The organism is Xylophilus sp. ASV27, from assembly GCF_016428875.1.
Classification (GTDB): Bacteria; Pseudomonadota; Gammaproteobacteria; order Burkholderiales; family Burkholderiaceae_C; genus Xylophilus.
Map to the genome: position 1 here is coordinate 1 of NZ_JAELTO010000074.1, position 23,506 is coordinate 23,506.

The 23,506-nt window shown below is 71.6% G+C and carries 21 protein-coding genes and 1 pseudogene; 5 read left to right on the plus strand and 17 right to left on the minus strand.

Annotation, left to right across the window (positions count from 1 at the left end; all coding sequences use genetic code 11):
* From JHD63_RS24070 to ptsP, 4 genes and pseudogenes are all read right to left on the minus strand, one after another.
* A pseudogene (locus tag JHD63_RS24070) lies at positions 1–341 on the minus strand (hypothetical protein); the annotation flags it as partial.
* Positions 342–493: 152 nt separating this feature from the next.
* Positions 494–2,188, minus strand: a complete 1,695-nt coding sequence (locus JHD63_RS15355; RefSeq protein ID WP_198971685.1) for a PTS fructose transporter subunit IIC — start codon at positions 2,186–2,188, stop codon at positions 494–496.
* Between the two features lie 16 nt (positions 2,189–2,204).
* The gene (locus tag JHD63_RS15360) at positions 2,205–3,176 is read right to left on the minus strand and encodes a 1-phosphofructokinase family hexose kinase (protein WP_198971686.1); all 972 of its coding nucleotides are present in this window, start codon (positions 3,174–3,176) and stop codon (positions 2,205–2,207) included.
* Positions 3,173–5,680 (minus strand): phosphoenolpyruvate--protein phosphotransferase, encoded by a 2,508-nt coding sequence (gene ptsP / locus JHD63_RS15365; protein ID WP_198971687.1) that lies wholly within the window; start codon positions 5,678–5,680, stop codon positions 3,173–3,175. Before ptsP ends, JHD63_RS15360 begins: the two co-directional genes overlap by 4 nt.
* 261 nt (positions 5,681–5,941) lie before the next feature.
* Between ptsP and JHD63_RS15370 the strand changes: the two genes are divergently transcribed.
* Together JHD63_RS15370 and JHD63_RS15375 are read left to right on the plus strand one after the other, a co-directional pair.
* Positions 5,942–6,967, plus strand: a complete 1,026-nt coding sequence (locus JHD63_RS15370) for a LacI family DNA-binding transcriptional regulator (RefSeq protein ID WP_370590532.1) — start codon at positions 5,942–5,944, stop codon at positions 6,965–6,967.
* A 74-nt stretch (positions 6,968–7,041) separates the two neighbouring features.
* Positions 7,042–7,962 (plus strand): DMT family transporter, encoded by a 921-nt coding sequence (locus JHD63_RS15375; RefSeq protein WP_198971689.1) that lies wholly within the window; start codon positions 7,042–7,044, stop codon positions 7,960–7,962.
* Here the strand turns inward: JHD63_RS15375 and JHD63_RS15380 are convergent.
* From JHD63_RS15380 to JHD63_RS15405, 6 genes are all read right to left on the minus strand, one after another.
* Entirely contained in the window at positions 7,956–8,759 is an 804-nt protein-coding gene (locus JHD63_RS15380; protein WP_198971690.1) for an aldolase/citrate lyase family protein, read from the minus strand. The two genes, JHD63_RS15375 and JHD63_RS15380, sit on opposite strands and share 7 nt — an antisense overlap.
* Positions 8,760–8,929: 170 nt before the next feature.
* The gene (gene hpaH / locus JHD63_RS15385) at positions 8,930–9,742 is read right to left on the minus strand and encodes a 2-oxo-hept-4-ene-1,7-dioate hydratase (RefSeq protein WP_198971691.1); all 813 of its coding nucleotides are present in this window, start codon (positions 9,740–9,742) and stop codon (positions 8,930–8,932) included.
* Complete coding sequence (locus JHD63_RS15390; protein ID WP_198971692.1) at positions 9,739–10,605, minus strand: fumarylacetoacetate hydrolase family protein; 867 nt, start codon at positions 10,603–10,605, stop codon at positions 9,739–9,741. Before JHD63_RS15390 ends, hpaH begins: the two co-directional genes overlap by 4 nt.
* On the minus strand, positions 10,602–11,489 hold the full coding sequence (locus tag JHD63_RS15395) for an amidohydrolase family protein (protein ID WP_198971693.1): 888 nt from the start codon (positions 11,487–11,489) through the stop codon (positions 10,602–10,604). The genes JHD63_RS15390 and JHD63_RS15395 overlap by 4 nt, the downstream gene beginning before the upstream one ends.
* A gap of 130 nt (positions 11,490–11,619) precedes the next feature.
* Positions 11,620–12,066: a RidA family protein gene (locus tag JHD63_RS15400; RefSeq protein ID WP_198971694.1), complete on the minus strand. Its 447-nt coding sequence runs from the start codon at positions 12,064–12,066 to the stop codon at positions 11,620–11,622.
* Positions 12,024–13,007 carry a Bug family tripartite tricarboxylate transporter substrate binding protein gene (locus JHD63_RS15405; RefSeq protein ID WP_233168226.1) on the minus strand — a complete coding sequence of 328 codons (984 nt, stop codon included), beginning with the start codon at positions 13,005–13,007 and terminating at the stop codon, positions 12,024–12,026. Before JHD63_RS15405 ends, JHD63_RS15400 begins: the two co-directional genes overlap by 43 nt.
* A 196-nt stretch (positions 13,008–13,203) precedes the next feature.
* On the opposite strand from JHD63_RS15405, the gene JHD63_RS15410 reads away from it, so the two are divergent.
* The gene (locus JHD63_RS15410) at positions 13,204–13,836 is read left to right on the plus strand and encodes a flavin reductase family protein (RefSeq protein WP_198971695.1); all 633 of its coding nucleotides are present in this window, start codon (positions 13,204–13,206) and stop codon (positions 13,834–13,836) included.
* Positions 13,833–14,627: an IclR family transcriptional regulator gene (locus JHD63_RS15415; protein WP_233168228.1), complete on the plus strand. Its 795-nt coding sequence runs from the start codon at positions 13,833–13,835 to the stop codon at positions 14,625–14,627. Before JHD63_RS15410 ends, JHD63_RS15415 begins: the two co-directional genes overlap by 4 nt.
* A gap of 65 nt (positions 14,628–14,692) precedes the next feature.
* On the opposite strand, the gene JHD63_RS15420 is transcribed toward JHD63_RS15415, so the two are convergent.
* The 5 genes from JHD63_RS15420 to JHD63_RS15440 all read right to left on the minus strand — a co-directional run bounded on the left by JHD63_RS15420 (position 14,693) and on the right by JHD63_RS15440 (position 19,162).
* On the minus strand, positions 14,693–15,253 hold the full coding sequence (locus JHD63_RS15420) for a TIGR00725 family protein (RefSeq protein WP_198971697.1): 561 nt from the start codon (positions 15,251–15,253) through the stop codon (positions 14,693–14,695).
* Positions 15,204–16,025 (minus strand): ABC transporter permease, encoded by an 822-nt coding sequence (locus JHD63_RS15425; protein WP_198971698.1) that lies wholly within the window; start codon positions 16,023–16,025, stop codon positions 15,204–15,206. Before JHD63_RS15425 ends, JHD63_RS15420 begins: the two co-directional genes overlap by 50 nt.
* A gap of 177 nt (positions 16,026–16,202) precedes the next feature.
* The gene (locus JHD63_RS15430; RefSeq protein ID WP_198971699.1) at positions 16,203–17,282 is read right to left on the minus strand and encodes an extracellular solute-binding protein; all 1,080 of its coding nucleotides are present in this window, start codon (positions 17,280–17,282) and stop codon (positions 16,203–16,205) included.
* 25 nt (positions 17,283–17,307) lie between these two features.
* A complete protein-coding gene (locus tag JHD63_RS15435) occupies positions 17,308–18,336 on the minus strand; it encodes an ABC transporter ATP-binding protein (protein WP_198971700.1) in 1,029 nt (342 codons plus the stop codon).
* Between the two features lie 61 nt (positions 18,337–18,397).
* A complete protein-coding gene (locus JHD63_RS15440; RefSeq protein ID WP_233168231.1) occupies positions 18,398–19,162 on the minus strand; it encodes an ABC transporter permease in 765 nt (254 codons plus the stop codon).
* Positions 19,163–19,340: 178 nt separating this feature from the next.
* On the opposite strand from JHD63_RS15440, the gene JHD63_RS15445 reads away from it, so the two are divergent.
* Positions 19,341–20,243 (plus strand): LysR substrate-binding domain-containing protein, encoded by a 903-nt coding sequence (locus JHD63_RS15445; RefSeq protein ID WP_198971701.1) that lies wholly within the window; start codon positions 19,341–19,343, stop codon positions 20,241–20,243.
* Positions 20,244–21,107: 864 nt separating this feature from the next.
* Here the strand turns inward: JHD63_RS15445 and JHD63_RS15450 are convergent.
* The gene (locus JHD63_RS15450; RefSeq protein WP_198971702.1) at positions 21,108–23,177 is read right to left on the minus strand and encodes an acetoacetate--CoA ligase; all 2,070 of its coding nucleotides are present in this window, start codon (positions 23,175–23,177) and stop codon (positions 21,108–21,110) included.
* Positions 23,178–23,349: 172 nt separating this feature from the next.
* Positions 23,350–23,496: a DUF6139 family protein gene (locus tag JHD63_RS25010; protein ID WP_370590533.1), complete on the minus strand. Its 147-nt coding sequence runs from the start codon at positions 23,494–23,496 to the stop codon at positions 23,350–23,352.
* Positions 23,497–23,506: the final 10 nt, after the last annotated feature.

The window sequence follows — 23,506 nt, forward strand, 5'->3', positions numbered from 1 at the left end:
TCCCCCCCCCCCCCCCCCCCCCCCCCCCCCCCCCCCCCCCCCCCCCCCCCCCCCTTTTCACAGATGTGTATAAGAGACAGCACCGCCACCGGCACCACGTGCATGCGGCGCAGCAGCCGCACCAGCGCCGGGAAATCGACGTCCGTGCCGGCCGGCAGCTGCGTCAGGTCCACCAGCACCGGGTCCTGGTCGAAGAAATCCGACGCCTGGGACAGGCGCCGTTCCAGCTCCGCCTGGAGGGCGGCGAGGTCTGCGGTACGCAGCACGACCGCAATCAGCGGCAGGGAAGCGCTCTTCAGATCGAAACTGGCGCGGGTCTTGCCCGCTGGATGGTCGGCCATGGAGGATACTGAACTCGAAAGGCTGCGAGTTTAATGCCCGGGTCCGCGCGGCCCCGCCCGGCGCCACCGCACGCGAGGCCGCCCCTGGCGCGGCCTTGCGTCCCGCAGGGCGATGCCGACATGTACACCGGGGCCGAGATCTTTACACCTGCTCACCGCGCGGGCAGGCGCTTCTTGAGCAGGCCCAGCACGGCGCAGGTGACCGCCGCGCCGGCGGCGATCGCCAGCGCGTACAGCACCACGTGGTTGACCGCGTTCGGGATCGCCAGCACGAACACGCCGCCGTGCGGCGCCTGCAGGCCGATGTTCCAGAACATGGAGAGGCCCCCGGCCACGGCGGCGCCGGCCACGCAGGCCGGGATCACGCGCAGCGGGTCGCGCGCGACGAAGGGGATCGCGCCCTCGGTGATGAAGGCCAGGCCCAGCACCGCGACCGCCTTGGAGGCCTCGCGGTCTTCCGCGCTGAAGCGGCTGCGGAACACCCAGCAGGCCAGCGCGATGCCCAGCGGCGGCACCATGCCCGCGGCCATGGTGGCGGCCATGGGGTTGGCGACGCCGCTGGCGATCAGCGTGGTGGAGAACACGTAGGCCGCCTTGTTGACCGGCCCGCCCATGTCGAAGGCCATCATCGCGCCGAGGATCACGCCCAGCAGCACGGCGCTGCCGGTCTGCAGGCCCTTGAGGAACTCGGTCAGCGCGGCCATGAGGCCGGCCATCGGCTTGCCGATGAGCATCATCATCAGCACGCCCACCACCAGCGTGCCCAGCAGCGGCAGCAGCAGCACGGGCTTCAAGCCGTCGAGGGTGCGCGGCAGGCGGATCCAGCGGTTGAGCCAGCGCACCGCGTAGCCGGCGATGAACCCCGCCGCGATGGCGCCCAGGAAGCCCGCGCCGACCGTGCCCGCGAGCAGCCCGCCGATCATGCCGGGCGCGATGCCGGGCCGGTCGGCGATGGAAAACGCGATGTAGCCCGCCAGCGCCGGCAGCATCAGCACGAAGCCGGCCTTGGCGCCGATCTGGAACAGCGTCCAGCCCAGCGTGCCCTGGTGCGCGTCGTCATACACGTAGATGCCGCCGAGCGCGAAGGCCAGCGCGATCAGCAGGCCGCCGGCCACGACGAAGGGCAGCATGAAGGACACGCCGGTCATCAGGTGCTTGTACGGGCCGCTGGAGGCAGCCTTGGCCGGCGCGGCGGCGGCGGCCGAGGAGGAGGCGGCGGCGCCATGCACCGAGGCCTCTGCCTGCGCGCGGGCGAACACCGCGGCCGCGTCGTGGATCGCGGCCTTGGTGCCGGTGGCGTAGAGCCGCTTGCCGGCAAAGCGCGCGCGGTCGACCTGCGTGTCGGCCGCGATCAGCACCAGGTCGGCGGCGGCGATCTCGGCCGGCGTAAGCGCGTTCTGCGCGCCGACCGAGCCCTGCGTCTCGACCCGGATCGTGTGGCCCAGCACCTGCGCGCCCTGCTCCAGCGCCTCGGCGGCCATGAAGGTGTGGGCTACGCCGGTCGGGCAGGAGGTGATGGCGACGATGCGCAAGGGCGCGGCGGCGGCGGGCGCGGCCCGCAGCGCGCGGGCCAGCACGCCCTCGGCGTCGGCGAACACTTCGGCGGCGGTGGCCTCCAGCACGCGCCCCGGGGGCAGCGCGCTGCGGTCGAACGGCGCATCGGCCACCAGGATGACGGCCGCGGCGGGCTGCGCCGGGTCCAGCTCGCCCCGCGTGCCCAGGCGGCTGCGGGTCTGCACGGCCAGCGTGTGGCCGGCGCGGCGGGCGGCGGCGGCCAGCGCCTCGCCGATCATGAAGCTGTGCGCCGGTCCGGCCTGGCTGGCGGCGATGGCGATGAGATGGGCCATGGTGTCGTCTCCTGGATTACAGCGGGCTCAGCCGGACCTGCCCGGCGAGCGTGTCGATGGCCGCGCGCGGCGGCAGCGTGGCCGCGATGCGCTGCACCCGGGCGGCCGCGCAGGCCATGCCGAACACGGCGGCCTCGGGAAAGCCCCGGCCTTCGCAGAAGGCGGCCAGGGTGCCGGCCACCAGCGCATCGCCCGCGCCCACGGTGGTGGCGACGGGCACCTTCGGCGGCGTGGCGTGCCAAAGGCCGCCGGCGCCGGCCAGCGCCGCGCCGTCGGCGCCGAGCGATACCACCACCTGCCGCACGCCCAGCGCGCACAGGCCCTGGGCCGCGCGGGCGAGTGCCGGCACGTCGCCGAGCGGACGGCCAGCGAACTCCTCCAGCTCCGCGCGGTTCGGTTTCAGAAAGGCCGGCAGCGCCTGCGGCGCGGCGCGGCGCAGGCCGTCCAGAACCTGGCCCAGCAGCGCGCCGCCGGTGTCCAGCACCAGATGGGCGCCACAGGCGGCCACGTCCTGCGCCAGTTGCAGGTACAGGTCCGCGCCAACACCCGGCGGCAGGCTGCCGGCCAGCACGCACCAGTCGCCCGGCGCCAGTTGCGCGCGCAGCACCGCGCGCAGTTGCGCCGTGGCCTGCGCCAGCGCCGGCGCGTCGAGCGCGATGCCGGGCAGGTTGACGTCGGTGCTGTCGCCGCGCGCGGCGTCGGCCAGCTTGAGGTTGGTGCGGGTGGCGCCGGGCACGCGCACCATGCGGTCGGCGATGCCGCGCGCGGCGAAGGCGGCCTCGAACAGCGCGGCGTTGTCCGCGCCCAGCCAGCCGGCGGCCGCCACCGGCACGCCCAGGCCGGCCAGCACCGAGGCCACGCCCACACCCTTGCCGCCGGCCTCCAGTTGCTGGCCGCGCGCGCGGTGCACGGCGCCGGGAACGAGCGCATCGAGGCGCACCGTCAGGTCGATCGCGGGGTTGAGGGTGAGGGTCAGCACCTTGTTCATGCCGCGGCCTCCGTGCGTAGTTCGGCGCCCAGCGCGCGCACCGCGTCGGCGTCGTCGCAGTCCAGCGCGCGCCGCGCCAGGGCCTGCAGTTCGGACAGCGAATGGCGGCGCAGCAGGGCCTTGATGGTGCCGAGGTCGCCGGTGCTCATGCTCAGTTCGTCCACGCCGAGCCCGGCCAGCAGCGCCGCGCCCAATGGCTCGCCGGCCAGACCGCCGCAGACGCCGACCCAGCGGCCATGCCTGCGCGCGCCGGCCACGGTCTGCGCCACCAGGCGCAGCACGGCCGGGTGCAGGCTGTCGGCCATGGTGGCCAGGTCCGGGTGCTGGCGGTCCACCGCCAGGGTGTACTGGGTGAGGTCGTTGGTGCCGATGGAGAAGAAGTCCACCTGCGCGGCGAGCCGGTCGGCCATGGCGGCGGCCGACGGCACCTCGATCATGATGCCCAGCGGCAGCACCGGCCCGTCCACCGCCTGGCGCGCGGCCTCGGCGCGGGCGCGCAGCGCATGCACCTCTTCCATGGTGCTGGCCATGGGGAACATGATGGACAGCGGGCCGTGCCGCGCGGCGCGGTAGAGCGCGCGCAATTGCGGCATGAACAGATCGTCGCGCAGCAGGCACAGGCGCGCGCCGCGCACGCCGAGGAAGGGGTTTTCCTCATGCGGCAGGCCCAGGTAGGGCACGTGCTTGTCGCCGCCGATGTCCAGCGTGCGCACCACCAGCGGCTGGCCGCCCAGCGCCTCGACCATGGCGCGGTAGACGGCGTACTGCGCCTGCTCGTCGGGCACGTGGTCGCGCTCCAGGAACAGGAATTCGGTGCGCATCAGGCCCACGCCCTCGGCGCCGGCCTCCAGCGCGGCGCGCGCCTGGTCGGCGCGGTTGGCGTTGGCGGCGATCTCGATGCGGTGGCCGTCGGTGGTGACGGCCGGCGCGCGGCGGCTGGCGGCCTCCGCGGCCTGGCGCTCGGCCAGGCGCGCGATCAGGGCCCGCGCCTGCTCCAGCGCGGCGTCGGTCGGCGCCAGGTAGAGGCGGCCGCGGTAGCCGTCGAGGATGGCGCGGGTGCCGGGCACCAGGGCTTCGGCCGCCGGGCCGGCCGCGACCACGGCGGGCAGGCCCAGCGCGCGCGCCAGGATGGCCGTGTGCGCGGTGGGGCCGCCGCGCGCGGTGCAAAAGCCTTTCACGCGCGTGGTGTCGAGCTGGGCCGTGACCGAAGGCGCCAGATCGTCCGCCACCAGGATGCTGTCGGCCGGCAGCGCCAGTTGCGCGGCCTCGGGCTGGCCGAGCAGGTGGCGCAGCACACGCTCGCCGGCATCCTGCAGATCGGCCGCGCGCGCGGCCAGCAGCGGGTCGGGCTGGGCCTGCTGGGCGGCCACGCGCGCGGCCAGCGCCTGCTGCCAGGACCAGGCCGCGGCATGGCCCTGCACGACGCGGCGCGAGGTCTCGCGCAGCAACTCGGCATCGCCGAGCAGGCCGGCGTGGGCGCTGAAGACGCCGGCCTGCTCCGTTGCGCCGCGCTCGCGCGCCTGGGCGGCCAGGGCTTCGAGCCGGTCCTGCGCGGCGCACAGGGCATGGTCCAGCGCGACGGCTTCGGCGGCGATGTCGCCGGGGCGGTCCGCCGCCTCCAGGCGCGGCGGCGTGGCCGCGGCGATGGTGCCGATCACCAGTCCCGGGCTGGCGGCGATGCCGGTGATCGTGCGCCCGGCCTCGGGCCGCCAGTCGCCCAGCTCGCGCCCCAGGCCCTGGGCCTGCGCCTGGCGCAGCGCGGCGCGCTCGGCCTGGCGGGTTTCCTCTGCGCCCAGGCGCTCGATGGTCTCGCGCAGCGCGGCCAGCGCGGCCTGGGCGTCGTCCCCCTGGGCGGACAGGCGCAACGCGGCGCCGCGGCTGGCGCCCAGGCCCAGCAGCTCGGCCACGCTGCGGGCGTCGGCCACGGCGTGGCCATGGCGCACGCGCAGCGCGGCGTTGAAGCGCGCGGCAGTCTGCGCCCACTGCGCCGCGGGGCGGGCGTGCAGGCCGTTGGGGTAGTCCAGTGTCAATTCTTGCGCCAGCGCGAAGTCCGCCAGCGCGGGCGCGGCGGGCGCGGCGTCTTCGCCGGTCAGCGCGCGCACGATCTCGGCGGCATCGGTGGTCCGGCCCAGCGCCTGCAGGCGCGCGTCGTCGCGCATCAGGCGGGTGAGGCGGCGCAGCAGCGCGATGTGCTCGTCCGACGCGGCGGCAATCGCCACCACCAGGTGCGCGCGCTGGCCGTCGTCGCCCCAGGGCACGCCGCCCGGCACCTGCAGGACGGCCAGGCCGGTGCGCCGCACCAGGTGCTTGTCCTCCACCATGCCGTGCGGGATCGCCAGGCCCTGGCCGAGGAAGGTGGTGGCGCTGCGCTCGCGCCGCAGCAGGCTCTCCACATAGGCGGGAGCGGCGAAGCCGGCCTGCACCAGCAGGACGCCGGCGGCGCGGACCGCGTCGTCGCGGTCGGTGGGGGCGGCGGCGAGCCGGACCTCGACGGGGGTGACCATGGGTTGTCTCCTGGAAACGCTCCAGCACGCGGTGCGCCGGATTTGGTATCGATACCAAAATTTTAAGCGGCTACTTTGGCGCTTGCAACCGGGAGCCGGCCGATCGCATTCTCACAAACCCTTGATTTCATTGGAATTTATGGCTTCAGCGCATGATTGCCGGTTCGGGAAAACCCTTATTTTCGGGGCATGAATTCTGGTATCGATTGCATTCCTGCATGGCATCATGCCGACTCTCCAGCCCTTTCGACAGGATCTTCCGTGGCCAGCATCAAGGACGTCGCCCGCGAGGCCGGCGTCTCCACCACCACCGTCTCCCGCGTCCTGAGCCAGCCCGAGGCCGTGCGGCCGGCGCTGCGCGCGCGGGTGCAGCAGGTGATCGCGGCGCTGGACTACCGCCCCAACCTGGCGGCGCGCCGGCTGCGGCAGCAGCGCGCCTCGCTGATCGGGCTGATCGTCTCGGACATCCGCAACCCGTTCTTCACCGACATCAGCCGCGCGGTGGAAGACATGGCCTACCAGCACGGCCTGCGCGTGATCCTGTGCAACTCGGACGAAGACCCGGCCAAGGAGCGCGCCTACCTGGCGCTGATGGCCGACGAGCAGGCCAGCGGCGTGATCCTGTCGGCCACGCCCGAGGGCCTGAAGCGCCTGGCGAGCGGGCCGCGCCCGGCCTCGCCGGTGGTGCTGATCGACCGCGCGCCCGAGGCCCTGCCAGCCGACGCCGTGACGCTGGACAACGCCGCCGCCGCGCAGCGCCTGGCCGAGCACCTGCTGGCGCAGGGCCACCGCCGCATCGTGGCGCTGGCCGGCGCCCACAGCAGCACCGGGCGCGAGCGCCAGCAGGGCTACGAGCAGGCCATGCGCGCCGCCGGCCTGGCGCCGCAGACCGTGCCGCTGCGCCCGAGCGCCGGAGCCGGTCAGGCCGCGATGCAGGCCCTGCTGGGCGCGCCGCAGCGCCCCGACGCGGTGCTGGCCACCAACGGCCTGCTGCTGCTGGGCGCGGTGCAGGCGATGCAGGCGGCGCGGCTGGCCTGGCCGCGCGACGTGGCGCTCGCCGGCTTCGACGACAACGACTGGACCACCCTGGTGCAACCCGGCGTCACCGTGATCGCCCAGCCCACCTACGACCTGGGCCGCACCGCAGCCGAGCTGCTGCTGCAGCGCATGGCAGAGCCCGCGCGCGGCCCGCGCCGCATCCTGCTCGAAGGCGAGCTGCGGGTGCGTGGCTCCAGCGGGCCGCGCATGGCCCGAGAGGGCGAAAGCCCAGCCAGCATCCTGGCGTGAAGCTATAGTATTAATAGCAAAACCCCCAGGCGCAGGACAGGCGGGCCGGCACGGCCGGGCCGGATAATCGCGCCATGAGCCTGCCGCGCCGCCCCCATCTCGACACCCTGGCCGTCTCCCTGCTGCTGGCCTGCTGCCTGTTCTGGGGGTTCCAGCAGGTGCTGGTGAAGGCGACGGTGGCCGAGGTGGCGCCGGTGTTCCAGGCGGCGCTGCGCTTTGGCGTGGCGCTGCTGCTGCTCTGGGGCTGGTGCCTGTGGCGCGGGGTGCCGCTGTGGCGCCGCGACGGCTCGCTGGCCACCGGCCTGCTGGCCGGCGCGCTGTTCGCGGGCGAATTCATCTGCATCTACGCCGGCTTGCAGTTCACCCATGCATCGCGGCTGACCGTGTTTCTGTATGCCGCGCCGTTCTGGCTGGCCGTGCTGCTGCCGCGCTTCGTGCCCGGCGAGCGGCTGCGCGGCGCGCAGTGGATCGGGCTGGCCTGCGCCTTCACCGGGGTGCTGCTGGCGCTGGGCGACGGCGGCGCCGCGCCGCTGCCGCGCCAGTGGCTGGGCGACCTGCTGGGCCTGCTGGCCGGGCTGCTGTGGGCGCTGACCACGGTGGTGATCCGCGCCACGCCGGTCGGCCGGCTGGCGCCGGAGAAGCAGTTGTTCTACCAGGTGGGCGTGTCGGCGCTGCTGCTGCCGCTGGTGTCGCTGCTGCTGGGCGAGAGCTGGCGCTGGAACTTCAGCGCCTTCGCGCTGGGCTCGCTCGCGCTTCAGGCGCTGGTGGGCGCCTTCCTGAGCTACCTGGCCTGGATGTGGATGCTGGCGCACTACCCGGCCACGCGGCTGTCGGTGTTCGTCTTCCTGACGCCGGTGTTCGCGCTGCTGACCGGCGCGCTGTGGCTGCACGAGCCGGTGACCCTGGGCTTCGTCACCGCGCTGGCGCTGGTGGCCGCGGGCATCGTGCTGGTGAACCGCCGGCCGCGCGTGGCGGCGGCCACGCCCGGTCAGTAGCTGCCGCCGGCGGCGCTGGCGGCGGCGCCGGCCTTGAACTTCGCCGCCACCGCATCGGCCGCATTGCGCAGCAGCAGCAAGTCCATGGCCACCGCGACGAACAGCGCGCCCTGGGCCAGGCATTCGCGCGCGCGCGCCTCGTCCACCATCAGGATGCCCGGCGCCTTGCCGCAGGCACGGATGCGGCGGATGGCGTCGTCGATGGCGGCGCGCACCTCGGGGTGCGTCGGGTTGCCCGGGTGGCCCATGCTGGCCGACAGGTCGGCCGGGCCGATGAAGACGCCGTCCACGCCGTCCACGCCGGCGATGGCCTCGATGCGCTCCAGCGCCTCGCGCGTCTCCACCTGCACCAGCAGGCACAGCTCGCGCTCGGCCTCGCGGACGTAGGCCGCGTCGCGCCCGAAGCGCGAGGCCCGCGTCGAGCCGCCCATGCCGCGCACGCCGCGCGGCGCATAGCGCATGGCCGCGACCGCGGCGCGCGCCTCGTCGGCCGTCTGCACGAAGGGCAGCAGCAGGCTCTGCGCGCCGATGTCGAGGTAGCGCTTGATCAGCACCGGATCGTTCCACGCCGGCCGCACCACCGCCGCGCTGCGGCGCGCCGGCTCGGCGTCCACCGCCTGCAACTGCTGCAGCATCAGCGGCACGTCGCTGGGCGTGTGCTCGGTGTCGAGCAGCACCCAGTCATAGCCCGCGCCGGCGATCAGCTCGGACACATAGGGCGAGGGCAGCGTGGACCAGATGCCGATCTGCGGCGTGCCGGCGGCGAGGGCGCGTTTGAAGGTGTTGGGTGTGGGCATGGAGGGAAAGATATTTCGGATTTGCCATCAGCAGTTTCCCACGGTGCCGCGCATCACCGGCAGCGCATGCGAGACAAAGACACCAAAGGCCGCGGAGCAGGCTTTGCCAAGCCGCTGGATGTGTCCCCTGAAAGGGGGTTGGCGAAGCCGCGAAGCGCGTAGCCTGGGGGTCAGCCAAAGCAACAAGAGACGGTGCCGAACTCGCCATAGTCCGCCACGATGGTGTCGCCCTTCTGCACGTCGATGGGCCGGATGAAGGAGCCGGCCAGCACCACCTCGCCGGCCTGCAGCGTCACGCCGTGGCGGTGCAGGCGGTTGGCCAGCCAGGCGATGCCGTAGGCCGGGTGGTTGAGCACGCCGGCGGCCAGGCCGGTTTCCTCGACCTCGCCGTTCCTGCTGACGATGGCGCCGATGCGGCGCATGTCGGCGTCGATCAGGTTCGGCTTGAAGGCGCGGCCGCCCAGCACCAGCGCGGCGTTGGCGGCGTTGTCCGAGATGGTGTCGAGCACGGTGCGGCTGCGGCCGGTGGCGGCGTCCACGCGCTGGATGCGAGCGTCGAGGATCTCCAGCGCCGGCGTGACATAGGCCGTGGCGTCGAGCACGTCGAACAGCGTGCAATCGGGGCCGGACAAGGGCTTGTCGAGCACGAAGGCCAGCTCGGCTTCGATCTTCAGTTGCAGGAAGCGCGCAGACGGGATCACCGCGCCGTCGCGGTAGAACATGTCGTCCAGCAGCGTGCCGAAGTCGGGCTCGTCGATCTTCACCGCGCGCTGCATGGCCTTCGAGGTGAGGCCGATCTTGTGACCCTTCACGCGCCGGCCATTGCGCTGCTTCAACTGCATCCAGGCGTGCTGCACGGCGTAGGCGTCGTCCATGGTCATGCCCGGGTGCTCCAGCGAGAACTGGCGGCAGGCGACGCGGCTGCGCTCGGCCTCCTCCAGTTGCTGCGCGGCGCGCTCGATCTGGGCAGCGGTCAGTTTCATGGCTCCTGCTCCACCATGTTGCGCAGGATGCCGACGCCGCTCACCTCCACCTCGACCACGTCGCCCGGCCGCAGGAACCTGGGCGGATCGAAGCGGATGCCGGCGCCGGTCGGCGTGCCGGTGGCGATGACGTCGCCGGCCTCCAGCGTGGTGAAGGTCGACAGGTAGGCGATGAGGTAGGCGAAGTCGAACATCAGGTGCGCGGTGTTGCCGTCCTGCCGCGCCTCGCCGTTCACGCGGGTCTGCACGCGCAGCGCGCCGTAGCCCTGCGGGAACTCGTCGGCGGTGACGAGCCACGGGCCGATGGCGCCCGAGGCGTGGAAGTTCTTGCCCTGCGTGACGTTGAACTTGGCGTGATGCACCCAGTCGCGGATGGTGCCCTCGTTGATGCAGGTCAGGCCGGCGATGTGGTGCAACGCATGCTCGCGCGCGATGCGCCGGCCACCGCGGCCGATGACCATGCCGATCTCGCCTTCATAGTCGAGCTGCTGCGACTCATGCGGCTGCAGCAGGGCGCTGCCGTGGCCCACGAACGAATCCGGCACGCGCATGAAGATGCTCGGGTACTTGGGCAGGTCGCTGCCGTCCTTGTACTCGGCGTTGCGGTGTGCGTAGTTCACGCCGATGCAGAAGATCTTGCGGGGCGCGGGAATGGGCAGTTGCAGTCGCACCCCGTCCAGCGCATGGTCGGGCGCGGCACCGTGCAGGACGGCACGCGCCTGCTGCAGCGCGGCGTCGCCGCCTTCCAGAAAGGCCGTGACCGATCCGAACTGCGGCAGGCGCCGGCCCAGGTCGACGATGCCGGCATCGGTGGCGGCGCCCCAGCAGGGGCGGCCGGCGTGAAGGAAGCTGACGAGTTTCATGCGGGATCGAATCCGAAGAAGCGGGCGGGGTTGTCGACGAGGATCCTCTGCCGTGTGGCGGCGTCGGGCGCGAAGCGGTAGAGCAGTTCCAGCAGCGCGCCTTCATTGGGCGGCTGCTTGACCGACACCGGGTGCGGCCAGTCGCTGCCCCAGACGCAGCGATCGGGCGCGGCGGCGATCAGGCGTTGCGCTAGCGGCACCACGTCGTCCCAGGGCGCGCCGGCCCGGGAGATTTTTTCGGACAGCGACAGCATCACCCAGAAGTTGCCGCGCTGGAACAGTTCCAGGATGCGCGCCAGCGTGGGGTCGGCGTCGCCGAGCGTCGGGTCGGCACGGCCCATGTGGTCCAGCAGCACCGGCACGTCGAGCGCCTCGAACGCGTCGAGCTGCTCCGCCATGCCGGAGGGCTCGGGCTGCACCTTGATGTACCAGCCCAGTTCCTTCACGCGGGCAAAGGCGCGCGCCTGCTCTGCGGCCGAGAAGCTGATGCCCAGGCCGCCGCGCGTGAAGCGCGCGCCGCGCACGCCGGCGTCGTGCAACTGCTGCAGGTAGGCGTCGTCGCGCTCGATCAGCACGGCGGCATTGGCGCAGGCCATGTAGCGGCGCGGGCCATCGCCATTGAGGCCCGCCAGCGCATCGAGTACCACCGTGTGGTCGGCGCCATAGGTGGTGGCCTGCACGATCACGCCGCGCTGGATGCCCAAGGTGGCATGCAGTTGCCGCGCGACCTGCCAGGTGGCGTTGGGCATCTCGTAGGCCGCGCCTTCGCGCACCGGGTACTGGGCGCGCGGGCCGAAGACGTGGAACTGGCTGTCGCAGGACAGGGCCGGCGGCAGCGGCACCGGCGCGCGCGGATGGGGGTCGAAGGGAAGGTATTCAGGCATGGAATTCTTCAATGAACGTGGGGATACGCCCCGGTCCTACCGCGGGATACCGCGGATCCTGCTTTGCCGGTCCGCCGGCATCGCCCCCTGCAAGGGGGTTGGCGAAGACACAGAGTGCGGAGCCTGGCGGTTAGTCGATGTACGCCGTGAAGCTGCATTCGATGAGCTTTCCCCCGTCAAGCCCGGGCGCCACGATGGCGTGGCGCGCGGGGCGCGATGCGGGGTCGGGGAACATCTCCAGCCAGGGCACGTTGAGCGCGGGGCGCTGGCTGCGATCCTTCATCCAGACGGTGAGCTTGACGATATCGCCGGTGTTGCCGCCGGCGGCTTCGACGATGCAGCGCACGTTGTCGAGCATGAAGCGGCACTGCGCCTCGATGGTGTCGGCCGGCTTGCCGGTGGCCGGGTCGGTGCCCAGCACGCTGCCGCTCTCGACCAGCGGCCCGATGCGGCAGGCCGCCGGGATCGGGTTCTTGTGGCCGAAGCCCTCGATGTAGATGCTGGTGCGGCGCGCCGGCGCGGCACGGCCCGGCGTTACTCGGCCGTGATGTTGGCCTGCTTGATGATCGGAATCCATCGCTGGTCTTCTTTCGTGAGGAACTGGGTGAACTGCTCGGGCGTCATGCCGCGCGCCTCGGCGCCGAGGATCTGGAACCTCTCCTGCACCGCCTTGTCGGCCAGGATCTTCTGCAGCGCAGCGGAGAAGCGCAGCACGATGTCCGGCGGCGTGCCCCGGGGCGCGAGGATGCCGGTGAAGGTCTCGGCCTCGAAATCCTTGAAGCCGGCCTCCTGCAGCGTCGGCACGTCCGGCAGTTGCGGCACGCGGCGCGCGGAGGTGACGGCCAGCGCACGCGTGCGGCCCTGCTGGATGAAAGGCTGCGCGACGGAGAGCTGGTCGAAGTTGAACTGGACCTGGCCGCCGAGCAGGTCGGTGGTGGCCGGGGCATTGCCCTTGTAGTGCACGGTGGTCCACTGGGCGCCGCTCTCGCGCTGCAGGTACTCGCTCACCAGGTGGTTGGTGGTGCCGGCGCCGGGCGAGGCCATGGTCAGGTGGTTGCCGGGCTTCTTGCCGGCGGCGATCAGCTCGCCGATGGTCTTGTAGGGCGTGGACGGGTGGACCTGCAGTACCAGCGGCGTGAACGAGACCGAGCCCACCGGCACGAAGTCCTTCTTCCAGTCATAGACATTGCGCTTGAAGATGACCGGCGAGAACAGGATCGGCCCGTTGGCGCCCATGAAGAAGGTGTAGCCGTCCGGCACCGCCTTGGCCACGTATTCGCCGGCGATCATGCCGCCGGCGCCCGGCCGGTTGTCGACGATGAACGCCTGCTTGAACTGCGCCTGCAGCTGCTCGCTGATGATGCGCGCGGCGCCATCCACGTTGCCGCCGGGCGGATAGGGCAGCACCAGGCGCACCGGCTTGTCGGGCCAGGCGGCCTGCGCCCCCGCGATGCCGGGTGCAAGGGATGCGAGGGCGGCGACGAGCGCGGCCGCGCAGGGAATGGCGTGCAGTTTCAAGTCTTGTCTCCTGGTGTCGGAAGAAGCCACGCATGCAGCCTGCGACCGGTGTCCGACTCTACGGAGCGCAGACCATATGCTGCAATGCAATAGATTCCTTTTGTTCCATGATGTGGACATTTATGGAAGACGGGCCGCGGCGCGCCGCACCCGCGCTGCACACAATGGCCGTCCTGCACCGAAACCGCCCACCGCCATGTCCATCGACGCCCGCAGCCTGAGCCCCGAAGCCACCTACCGCCTCATGAGCGGCATCGTGGTGCCGCGCCCCATTGCCTGGATCACCACGCTCTCGCCCATGGGCGTGGTCAACCTCGCGCCGTTCTCGTGCTTCACCTTCCTCTCCAACAAGCCACCGCTGCTGGGCGTGAACGTCGGCCGCAAGGCCGGACAGCGCAAGGACACCGGCGCCAACATCCATGCGCTGGGCGAGTTCGTGGTGAACATCGGCGAAGGCTCGCAGATGCTCGCCATCCACGAAAGCAGCGCCGAACATGCGCCCGACGTGAGCGAGGCCGAGCTGCTGGGCCTGGGCACCCTGCCCTCCGAGACCCTGCGCGTGCCGCGCCTGGCCGATGCGCCGGTCAGCATGGAATGCCGGCTGCAGCAGGTGATTCCGTTCGGCGACACCGGCGCGGAGTTCATCGTCGGCGAGGTGCTGCGCTTCCACGTGCGCGAAGGCCTGCTGCACGACGGCAAGATCGACACCCGCGCGCTGGACCCCGTATGCCGCATCGGCGGCCCGAACTACGCCACGCTGGGCGAGATCGTCACGCTGCGCGGCATGCGGCAGACGCCCAAGTCGGTGCTGCCGGAGACCGCCGGTTGAGCGCAGAGGCCGCCTCGCCCACCGGCGGCGCGCAGAGCATCCGGCGCGCGCTGGCGGTGCTGCGCATCGTCGCGGCGGGGCAGGAGCACGGCGTGCGCCTGGTGGACGTGGCCAATGCCACCGGACTGAACCGCCCCACCGCGCACCGCATCCTGCGCGTGCTGGTGGAAGAAGGCGCGGCCGAGCAGGACGCGGCCACGCGGCGCTACCTGATCGGGCGCGAGATGTCGCTGCTGGGCCTGGCGCGCTCGGCGCGCTTTCCGATCCGCGCCATCGCCGAGCCGCACCTGCGCGAGCTGAGCCAGACCCTGGGCGACACCACTTTCCTCACCATCCGCAACGGCGACGATTCGGTCTGCCTGGACCGCCAGCCCGGCAGCTACCCGATCAAGGTGCTGTCGATCGAGATCGGCGCGCGCCGCCCGCTGGGCGTGGGCGTGAGCGGCCTGGTGCTGCTGGCCGGCCTGCCCTTCGACGAGGCGCAGGCCGTGGTGCGCCGCAACGCGCGCCGCCTGCGGGCGCTGCGCCTGGAGCCGGCGCAACTGCTGCAGCGCGCCGCGCTGGCCCGCGTGCGCGGCCATGCCTATGCCGCGCCGGGCGTGGTGCCGGGCACCTGCGCGCTGGCGGTGCCGATCTGCACCGCCGACGGCCGCACGGTGGCCGGCCTGGCCGTGACCGCCATCCGCGACCGCCTGACCGGGGAGCAGGTGCCGCGGATCGCACAGGCCATGGGCGAGCACGCGCAGCGCATCGCGCGGCAGCTCAACGCGCGGGTTCGCGGGCAGCGCTGAGTGCTATTAATAATATAGCTACAAGCCCACATATTACCTGGGCTGCAAGCCATTTTTACCAGGATTCAGGCAGGCTCAGGCTCCAGCAGGCACTGCAGCACCAGCGCCAGCAGGTGCTCCACGTCCCGCGCCACGTGCGCCCCCGGCAGCGCGATGTCGCCGTGCAGCACGAAGACCGGCTTGCCCCACTTCAGGCCCATGGCCATTTCCGACAGCGTGCCCATGTTGCCGCCCACGGCGACGATGCAGGCGCCGCTGCGCGCGACCAGGGCGTTGCGCATTTCGCCCATGCCGGTGGGGAGGGCCACGCTCAGCCATTCGTTGGCGGCGCTGGCGTCTTCCTCGGGCAGCAGGCCCACGGCCACGCCGCCGGCCTCGGTGGCGCCGCGCGCGGCCGCGGCCATGACGCCGCCGCGCCCGCCGCAGACGATGGCCATGCCGGCGCAGGCCAGCGCATAGGCCACGGAGTAGGCGGCCTCGCACTCGCGCGCGCCGCCGTCGCCAGGGCCGATCAGGGCCACCGGCTGGCGGTGGCGCTGCGGGCCGCGCTGCCTGTGCGCCAGGCGCTGCAGCGCCTCAATGACCGGCGCCGACAGCGCCACGTTCGCGCTTGCGCGTAACAACATCCCCTGCTCCCATGACGATCACACACAGCACCATCAGCACCAGCGACAAGGCCGCTGCCAAAGCAAAATCCGATCCCCCGTCGCTGACCTGCGCGAGCAGCATCAGCGGCAGGATGTTGAGCTGGGTGCCCACCAGCGCCAGCGCGGTGCCGTAGGTGCCCATGGCCAGCGCGGCCACCAGGCAGGCGCTGGACAGCACCGAGGGCGCGACCTCGGGCACCACCGTGTCCCAGAATGCGCGCAGGCGCGAGGCGCCCAGCGTGCGCGCGGCCAGCAGCGGGCGCTCGTCGAAGTTGGCGAACACCGGGTAGAGCGACAGCGCCACGCGCGGGATCAGGTAGTAGGCATAGGCGAAGGCCAGGCCCGACACGCTGTAGATCCAGCTCCCGACCGCGGCCGGGTCGGCGCCAAGGCCGGCCAGCAGTTGCGTGACGAAGCCGGCGCGGCCGAAGGCCAGGATGAAGCCGTAGGCGATCACCAGCCCCGAGAAGGCCAGCGGCAGGCCGAGCAGGGTCATCATCCACTGGCGCCGCCGCGCCGGCTGGCGCGCCAGTTCGATGGCGATGCAGGTGCCGACCAGGGCCGACAACGCGCCCGCGACCAGGCCCAGCACCAGCGTGTTGCGCAGCGCGCCCAGGAACAGCGGGTTGCCGAACAGGCGGCCAAAGGCGCTGCCGCCGTCGGCAAAGGCCTCGGGCAGCAATGCGGCCAGCGGTGCCGCAAAGAAAAGCGCCATGAAGGCCCATGCGGGCCAGGCGCCGAAGCGTCGCATATCAGTTCTCCATGGCGCTGCGCGCCACCCGCGGCACATTCGATCGGCAGGTACCGAAGGCCGCGCAGCAGGCCATGCCAGGACATGCGCGGAACCGGCTTTGCCGGGCCGCCGGATGCGCCCCCGGCAAGGGGGTTGGCGCAGCGAGACGCAGTGCGCGAAGCCTGGGGCCGCCCATCATCTTCCCAGGGCAGCCTGCGCCCAGAGTTTGTCGATCTCGGCCTTGCGCTCGGACGCCTTGACCACGTCGAGCGGGCGCACCTGCGGCGCCGGCGGCATCCTGGCGGCGACGTCGGGCGCCAGCGGCGTGCCCGGCACGGCGGGCCGCACGAAGCCTTGCGCGAACAGCGACTGCCCGGCCTCGCTCATGATGAAGTTGAGCCAGAGCTTGCCGGCGTTGGGGTTGGGGCCGTTCTTCACCAGGCTGATGGCGTAGGGCGCGGCCACGCTAGCGTCCTTGGGGATGACGACCTCGGCCGCATCGCCCATGCCGTCCGCGTACTTGGCCTTGAGGCCGTCGTTCTCGTAGCTGATCCAGACCGGGATCTCGCCCTTGAGGAACTTGGCGTAGGGCGTGGTGCCTTCCACGCGCAGCACGTTGCCGGCGGCGTGCAGCCGGCCCAGGTAGTCGGTGCCGGGCTTGATGTTGTCGACGTCGCCGCCGTTGGCGTAGGCCGCGGCAAAGGTCAGCACCTGGCCGATGCCGGTGGAGCGCGGGTCGAGGTAGACCACGCTGCTCCTGAACTCGGGCTTGAGCAGATCGGCCCAGCTGGTGGGCACGTTCTTCACCAGCTTCCTGTTGACCAGGAAGGCGATGTTGAGCGTGTGGATGGTGAACCAGCGGCCTTCGGCCTCCTTGAACACGGCCGGCAGCTTGTCGAAGCTGACCGGCTTGAAGGGCGCGACCAGGTCCTTCTTCGCCGCGTCCACAGCCGAGGCGGCGAAGTAGTAGGCGGTGTCGGCCTGCGGGCGGCGCCGGGTTTTCTCCAGCGCGACCACGGTGGCGGCCGAGCCGATGTCGTTGTAGGTCAGCTCGATCTCGGGGTAGCGCTTCTTGAAGTCGCGGAACAGCGACTTCCAGTTGGCCCACTCGGGGCCGGTGTCGAAGGAGACGCACAGGCCTTCCTTCTGCGCCTCGGCGTACAGCGCCTTCTCGCCCGCGTACAGCTCGGGGCCGTCGAAGGCAAAGGCGGTGCGGGCCGCGACGGCTGCCAGCGGCAGGACGCCGGCGGCGTGGATCAGGGTTCTGCGGTACATGAGGTTTCTCCTTGGGGACAGGGGGTCAGTGATCCAGCAGCCGGACCTGCTCCGGCGCCACGGCGATCGCTTCTGCGGCGGGCACGCTCGACTCGGCCAGGAAGGGCACATCCGCCCCCGTTACGTGGAAGTCGTAGCGGGTCAGCGCGCCGTAGTAGCGCTGCGCGCCCGGCTTGCCCGCCAGCCGGTTCAACGCGCCCGCCGGCGGGTCGGCCTGCACATGCTCGGGCCGCAGCAGCGCATGCACGGCGGCGCCCACGGCGCGGGTGCCGGTGGGCGCGGACCATTCGGCAAAGCCCAGGTCGATGCGGTCCTGCGCCACGACCCTGGCCGGCAGCAGGGTGGACAGGCCCACGAACCGCGCCACCGCGCGGCTGGCCGGGCGCTCGTAGATCTCGCGCGGGGCGGCGATCTGCAGCAGCCGGCCGTCCTGCAGCACGGCCACGCGGTCGGCCATGGTCAGCGCCTCTTCCTGGTCGTGCGTGACCAGCAGGGTGGTGGCGTTGAAGCGCTGCTGGATCTGGCGGATCTGGTCGCGCAGGTGGCCGCGCACGCTGGCGTCGAGCGCGGACAGCGGCTCGTCCAGCAGCAGCGCGCGCGGGTCTATCGCCAACGCACGCGCCAGGGCCACGCGCTGCTGTTGCCCGCCGGAGAGCTGCGCCACCCCGCGCTGCGCGAAGCCGCCCAGGCCGACCAGGTCGAGCAGTTCCTGCGCGCGCTTGTGGCGCGCATCGGCGGCCACCTTGCGCAGCTTCAGGCCGTAGGCCACGTTGTCGAGCACGCTCAGGTGCGGGAACAGCGCATAGCTCTGGAACACCATGCCGATGTGGCGCTGGTGCACCGGCCTGGCCGACAGGTCTTCGCCATCCAGCGCGATGCGCCCGCGGTGCCCGGTGGCCAGCCCCGACACCAGCTTGAGCAGAGTCGACTTGCCCGAGCCGCTGGGCCCGATCACCGCCACCAGCTCGCCGGTGCGCACGTCGAGCGATACGTCCTCCAGCCCCTGCGTGCTGCCCGGGTAGGTGTAGGAGACGTGGTCCAGGACGAGGCTCATGGAAATACCTTCGCGCTTCGCACTGCGGTGCGAGCTTGCTTGGGGCGGCCCGGCGCGGCGCTCATGAGCGTCGAACCAGGGAAGAAGACAGGAAGGCCGACGCCCCCGCCAGCACCAGCAGCACCACGGTCGCGGCGCAGGCGAAGCCGGTGGCGCCATAGAAGGCCTGCAGCAGCACGATCGGATAGGTGCGGTTCTGGAAGCTCACCAGCAGGTTGGACAGGCCGAATTCGCCGACCGAGATCGCCGCCACCATCACCAGCCCGCTGATCAGGCTCTGCCGCAGGCTGGGCAGCACGATGCCCAGGAAGCGCTGCGCGCCCGAGGCGCCGAGCGTGGCCGCGGCCTGCTCCAGCCGGTCCAGCCCCAGGTGGCGCAGGTCGGCCAGCAAGGTGTTGGTGAGGTAGGGCAGCGTGGCCACCGCATGCGCGGCGATCAGCAGCGGCATGGTGCCCAGCCAGGGCAGCCAGTCGGTGTTGAACACCACCATGTAGCCAAAGCCCAGCGTGATCACCGGCACCGCCACCGGCATGGCGCTGACGATGCGCGCGGCCAGGCTGCCGCTGCGGCGCGCGCCGTGGTACAGCGCATAGGCCAGCGGCAGCGCCAGCACGGTGTTGATGGCGCAGGCCGACAGCGCCACCAGCAGGCTGTTGGCGAAGGCCTTGCGGAAGGACGCGTCCTGCCACAGGTCCCCGTACCACTGGCCGGTGACGCCGCTGGGCAGCAGGCTGTTGGTCCAGTTGCCGCCCACGCTGCCCACCAGCAGCAGCGCAATGGGCAGCAGCAGGTACAGGCCGTAGATCAGCGCAACGCCACGAATCAATTGCGTCTCCGTGTGGGAGGGCGCCTGGATTTCATACTTTCCAGATGCGCCAGTTTCAGCCTCACCGTTGTGAAGCCTCGCAAATTCTATGAACCACAGCGCGCGCCATGGATGAATAGTGGATGAGCAATGTTGAGCCGAAGGAAAGTGTTTTTCACTGCTGCGACACAATCCGCCCATGAAGCGCGATTGCCCCACCATCCAGGAACTGCTGGCCTTCGACGCCGTGGCGCGCCACGAGAGCATCACCCTGGCCGCCGGCGCCCTGTGCATCACCGTGAGCGCGGTCAGCAAGCAGATCGCCGGGCTCGAGTCCTTCATCGGCCGGCCGCTGCTGCGCAAGAGCGGCCGCGGCGTGCAACTCACGCCCCAGGGCCGGGTCTACTGGCAGAAGATCGCCGGCGGCCTGCGCGCCATCGAGACCGCCACCTTCGAGGCCCGCTCGGGCGACGCCGGCGCCGGCCTGCTCACGCTGGCGAGCGTGCCCACCTTCCTCACCAAGTGGCTGATCCCGCGGCTGCCCGCCTTCAGCCAGCAGAGCCGCCACGTCACCCTGAGCTTCAGCCGCCACCTGGAGCCCACCGACGGCATCCCGGCCGGGGTGGACGCGGCCATCCGCTACGGCTCCGACGCCTGGCCCGGCGTGGTGTCGGAGTACATCGCCGGCCGCGAATTCGTGCTGATCGCCGCGCCGGCGCGGCTCGGCGGCGGCCACCGCATCGCCCGGCCCGCCGACATCGTCGGCCACACCCTGCTGCACCACGAGGGCGCGCCCACCGCCTGGCGCCAGTGGGCCGCCCAGCACGCCGTGCCCGAGATCCACACCACCGCCGGCCCGCGCTTTGCGCAGTACTCGGCGCTGATCCAGGCGGTGCAGAGCGGCCTGGGCCTGGGCCTGGTCCCGCGCGTGCTGGTGGAGGCCGAACTGGCCGAAGGCACGCTGCGCCTGCCCTGCGGCGAGCCGGTCACGGTGGACCAGGGGCATTACCTCTGCTACCGGGCGGATCGACTGCACCTGCCGGCGTTTGCGGCGTTTCGGGAGTGGGTGTTGGGGGAGGGGGCTAGGTCGCAGGGGGGTTAGGGTTTGTTGTTTAGGGCAACGCTGAACAAGCCCCTCGCGTGTCGCGCATCCCTGCTGTGGGCGGTCTGCGGCGTTGCAAATCCTCGCCATGGCGGCGGCCATGGCTGCGGCTTGCGCCTTGCATCCCATCCCACACCAGGGCGCGCGCCATCGCGGGGACTTGTTCAGCGTCGCCTTAGATATCCGGGGCTTGCTTACCTTGCGGGCGGCGGGTGCCGGGATTTCGCCCCGGCGGGCGAGTAACTTTCTTTCGCGTCGCCGAAAGAAAGTCACCAAAGGTCGCGAAGCGGGGCTCCGCTCACTTCGCGCAGCGAAGTTATGCGGAGACCAAAGGGCGACCCCACTGTGGCGGTCCGGCTTTGCCGGACTGCTCTGCGGTGCTCGGTGTGGGCAGGCGGCTGCGGAACTCGCCTTCGGCTCAGACAGTCCTCGCCGTCCCTCCGCTTCGCTACGGGCAACCTGTCCACCCCTGCGCTCCTCGACGCCACAGAGGGGACCCGGGACTGCCAGTCGGGCCATCGCTACGCTCGGCCCGGTATTGGATGTTCGGCTGTTGGCTGTCCGCTTGCGCCGTTGGCAGGGCCGAGCAGCGCAGCGACGGGCGGATCAGGGATCGCCCTTGTCTGAGCGAAGCGAGTTTGGGCGATACCCCGCCCGGCGCGAGCAGCGCAGGGGAGCCCGAAGGGCCCCTGGCTCCGGCTCGCCTTTCTTTTGCCTACTTTTCTTTGGCGAAGCAAAGAACAAGTAGGTCGCCCGCCGGGGCGAACTCCCGGCTCCCGCCGCCAGCAAGGCAAACATAACTATCAAATAGATAGCTAATAGTCCAGGTAGAACCTGGGCCAGAGGCACTTTTCATTAAAAACCTCACCTAGACCGCGCAAACTCCACATACCAATCCAAACACTCCGGATTGGCCATCGCCTCGCGGTTCACCACCTTCTCCACCGGCTGCCCCAGCAGCAGGCGCTTGACCGGCAGTTCCTGCTTCTTGCCGGTCAGCGTGCGCGGGACGGCCGCCACCTGGTATACCGCGTCGGGGATGAAGCGCGGGGACAGCGCCTCGCGGATGGCCGCGGCGATGCGGCCGCGCAGGGCCTCGTCCAGCACCGCGCCTTCGCGCAGCACCACGAACAGCGGCATCCAGCTGTCGCGGCCCAGCGCTTCCAGATCGACCACCAGGGCGTCCAGCACCTCGGGCAGGGCTTCAACCGCGCGGTAGATCTCGCTGGTGCCCATGCGCAGGCCGTGGCGGTTGATGGTGGCGTCGCTGCGGCCGTGGATGATGCAGCCGCCGTCCTCGCGCAGCAGCCGCCAGTCGCCATGGCGCCAGACGCCGCCTTCACCGCCACGCCGGCCGTGGCCCGGCGGGTAGTGCTCGAAGTAGCTGGCGCGGTAGCGCGCGCCGTCGGCGTCGCCCCAGAAGTACAAGGGCATGGAGGGGATCGGCTGGGTGCAGACCAGCTCGCCCAATTGGCCGGTGACCGGCGCGCCGGCCTCGTCCCAGGCCTCGACCGCGGCGCCGAGCATGCGGCACTGCATGACGCCGGGCTGCTGCGGCAGCTCGCGGTTGCCGCCCAGGAAGGCGCCGGCGAAGTCGGTGCCGCCCGAGATGTTGCTCCACCAGATGTCCGGCGTGCCGATGGCGGCGAACTGCCGCGACACCCAGGCCTGCACCTCTTCCGACAGCGGCGAGCCGGTGCTGCCCAGCGCCCGCACCCGCGACAGGTCGCCGCAGGCGGCCAGGTCGACGCCGGCCTTCATGCAGCCGGCGAAGAAGGCCGCGCCGGCACCGAAGAAGCGCACGCCGGTCTCGGCGGCGAAGCGCCACAGCACGCCCCAGTCGGGCCGCTCTTTGCTGCCGCTGGGGCTGCCGTCGTAGATGCAGCAGGTGGCGCCCAGCAGCAGGCCGGCGGCCTGGGCGTTCCACATGACCCAGCCGGTGGAGCTGTACCAGTGGAAGCGCTCGCCCAGGCTGTTGGGCGCGTAGCCGGGGCCCAGGTCGTAGTGCAGCGCGCCATTGGCCATGGCGACGATCAGCGTGCCGCCATGGCCGTGCACGATGGGCTTGGGCGCGCCGGTGGTGCCGCTGGAATAGACGATCCACAGCGGGTGGTCGAACGGCAGCCAGAGCGGCTCGAAGGCCGCCGTTTCTGCGTCATTTCGGGCGCAGGCCAAGGAGAGGCAACGGCTGTCCGCTATCGACCCAGGAGCGCCGAGTTGGTGCAGCACGAACAGTTGCCGCACGCTGGGCAGGGCCGCGCGCAGCTCCTGCACCAGCGCGCGGCGGTCCACGTCGCGGCCGGCGTAGGTCACGCCGTCGCAGGCGATCAGCACCTTGGGCTCGATCTGGCGGAAGCGGTCCAGCACCGCGCCCGCGCCCATGTCCGGCGCGCAGACGCTCCACACCGCGCCGATGCTGGCGCAGGCGAGCAGGCAGACGATGGCCTCGGGCACGTTGGGCAGGTAGGCGGCCACGCGGTCGCCGGACACTACGCCGGCGGCCTGCAGCTCCAGCGCCAGCGAGGCGACCCGCCGCCGCAGCGCGGGCCAGGACAGCTCGCGCGCGTGGCCGCGCTCGTCCCGGCTGACGATGGCCGGCAGGCCGGCCGCGTCGGCCGCCGCCACGTGGCGCAGCGCCTGCTGCGCGTAGTTGACCTGCGCGCCCGGGAACCACACCGCGCCGGGCATGGCGTTGCGCGCCAGCACCGCCGTGTGAGGGGTGGGCGACTGCAGGTCGAAGTAGTCCCAGATGCTCTGCCAGAAGGCATCCAGATCGGTCACCGACCAGCGGTGCAGCGCCGCGTACCCGTCAAAGCGCAGGCCGCGCTCGGCCGCCAGCCACTGGCGGTAGAGCGCCATCTGCGGCACACAGGGCGGCTGCGCGCCAGAGGCGATGGCGGGCAGGTTCACGAGGGCGGAGGCGGCGTCGGACATGCGCCTGAGCCTAGGGCGAGCAGGGCGGCAGCGGTGCCGGGGTTTTCACCGTGCAGCTCGTGCGGGCGACAGGCCGCGCTGCAGTTTTGGGCGAAAAGCGCCTGAAGCCCAGGCTGAATAAGGGCTAAGTGCTACATATTTAATAGCAAACGGAAGAACGGCACGCCCTGCTTCACCCCGGCATCAGCGTCACGCTGGTGATGGCATACCCCTTCTGCGCGATCTGCTCGCCCGGCCGCTGGATGCCGTGGGCCGGCCAGGCGTCTGCGCCGTCGTCCATCTCGGTGCCGCGGCTGACCGATTGCCAGTCGATGTTGATCGCCTCCTGA

What these genes read in the sequence shown, in the direction of transcription:
- JHD63_RS15355 (WP_198971685.1), bottom strand. Translation starts at nt 2,188, where the DNA reads ATGGCCCATCTCATCGCCATCGCCGCCAGCCAGGCCGGACCGGCGCAC.
- JHD63_RS15360 (WP_198971686.1), bottom strand. Translation starts at nt 3,176, where the DNA reads ATGAACAAGGTGCTGACCCTCACCCTCAACCCCGCGATCGACCTGACG.
- ptsP (WP_198971687.1), bottom strand. Translation starts at nt 5,680, where the DNA reads ATGGTCACCCCCGTCGAGGTCCGGCTCGCCGCCGCCCCCACCGACCGC.
- JHD63_RS15375 (WP_198971689.1), top strand. Translation starts at nt 7,042, where the DNA reads ATGAGCCTGCCGCGCCGCCCCCATCTCGACACCCTGGCCGTCTCCCTG.
- JHD63_RS15380 (WP_198971690.1), bottom strand. Translation starts at nt 8,759, where the DNA reads ATGCCCACACCCAACACCTTCAAACGCGCCCTCGCCGCCGGCACGCCG.
- hpaH (WP_198971691.1), bottom strand. Translation starts at nt 9,742, where the DNA reads ATGAAACTGACCGCTGCCCAGATCGAGCGCGCCGCGCAGCAACTGGAG.
- JHD63_RS15390 (WP_198971692.1), bottom strand. Translation starts at nt 10,605, where the DNA reads ATGAAACTCGTCAGCTTCCTTCACGCCGGCCGCCCCTGCTGGGGCGCC.
- JHD63_RS15395 (WP_198971693.1), bottom strand. Translation starts at nt 11,489, where the DNA reads ATGCCTGAATACCTTCCCTTCGACCCCCATCCGCGCGCGCCGGTGCCG.
- JHD63_RS15400 (WP_198971694.1), bottom strand. Translation starts at nt 12,066, where the DNA reads ATGGATTCCGATCATCAAGCAGGCCAACATCACGGCCGAGTAACGCCG.
- JHD63_RS15410 (WP_198971695.1), top strand. Translation starts at nt 13,204, where the DNA reads ATGTCCATCGACGCCCGCAGCCTGAGCCCCGAAGCCACCTACCGCCTC.
- JHD63_RS15420 (WP_198971697.1), bottom strand. Translation starts at nt 15,253, where the DNA reads ATGTTGTTACGCGCAAGCGCGAACGTGGCGCTGTCGGCGCCGGTCATT.
- JHD63_RS15425 (WP_198971698.1), bottom strand. Translation starts at nt 16,025, where the DNA reads ATGCGACGCTTCGGCGCCTGGCCCGCATGGGCCTTCATGGCGCTTTTC.
- JHD63_RS15430 (WP_198971699.1), bottom strand. Translation starts at nt 17,282, where the DNA reads ATGTACCGCAGAACCCTGATCCACGCCGCCGGCGTCCTGCCGCTGGCA.
- JHD63_RS15435 (WP_198971700.1), bottom strand. Translation starts at nt 18,336, where the DNA reads ATGAGCCTCGTCCTGGACCACGTCTCCTACACCTACCCGGGCAGCACG.
- JHD63_RS15445 (WP_198971701.1), top strand. Translation starts at nt 19,341, where the DNA reads ATGAAGCGCGATTGCCCCACCATCCAGGAACTGCTGGCCTTCGACGCC.
- JHD63_RS15450 (WP_198971702.1), bottom strand. Translation starts at nt 23,177, where the DNA reads ATGTCCGACGCCGCCTCCGCCCTCGTGAACCTGCCCGCCATCGCCTCT.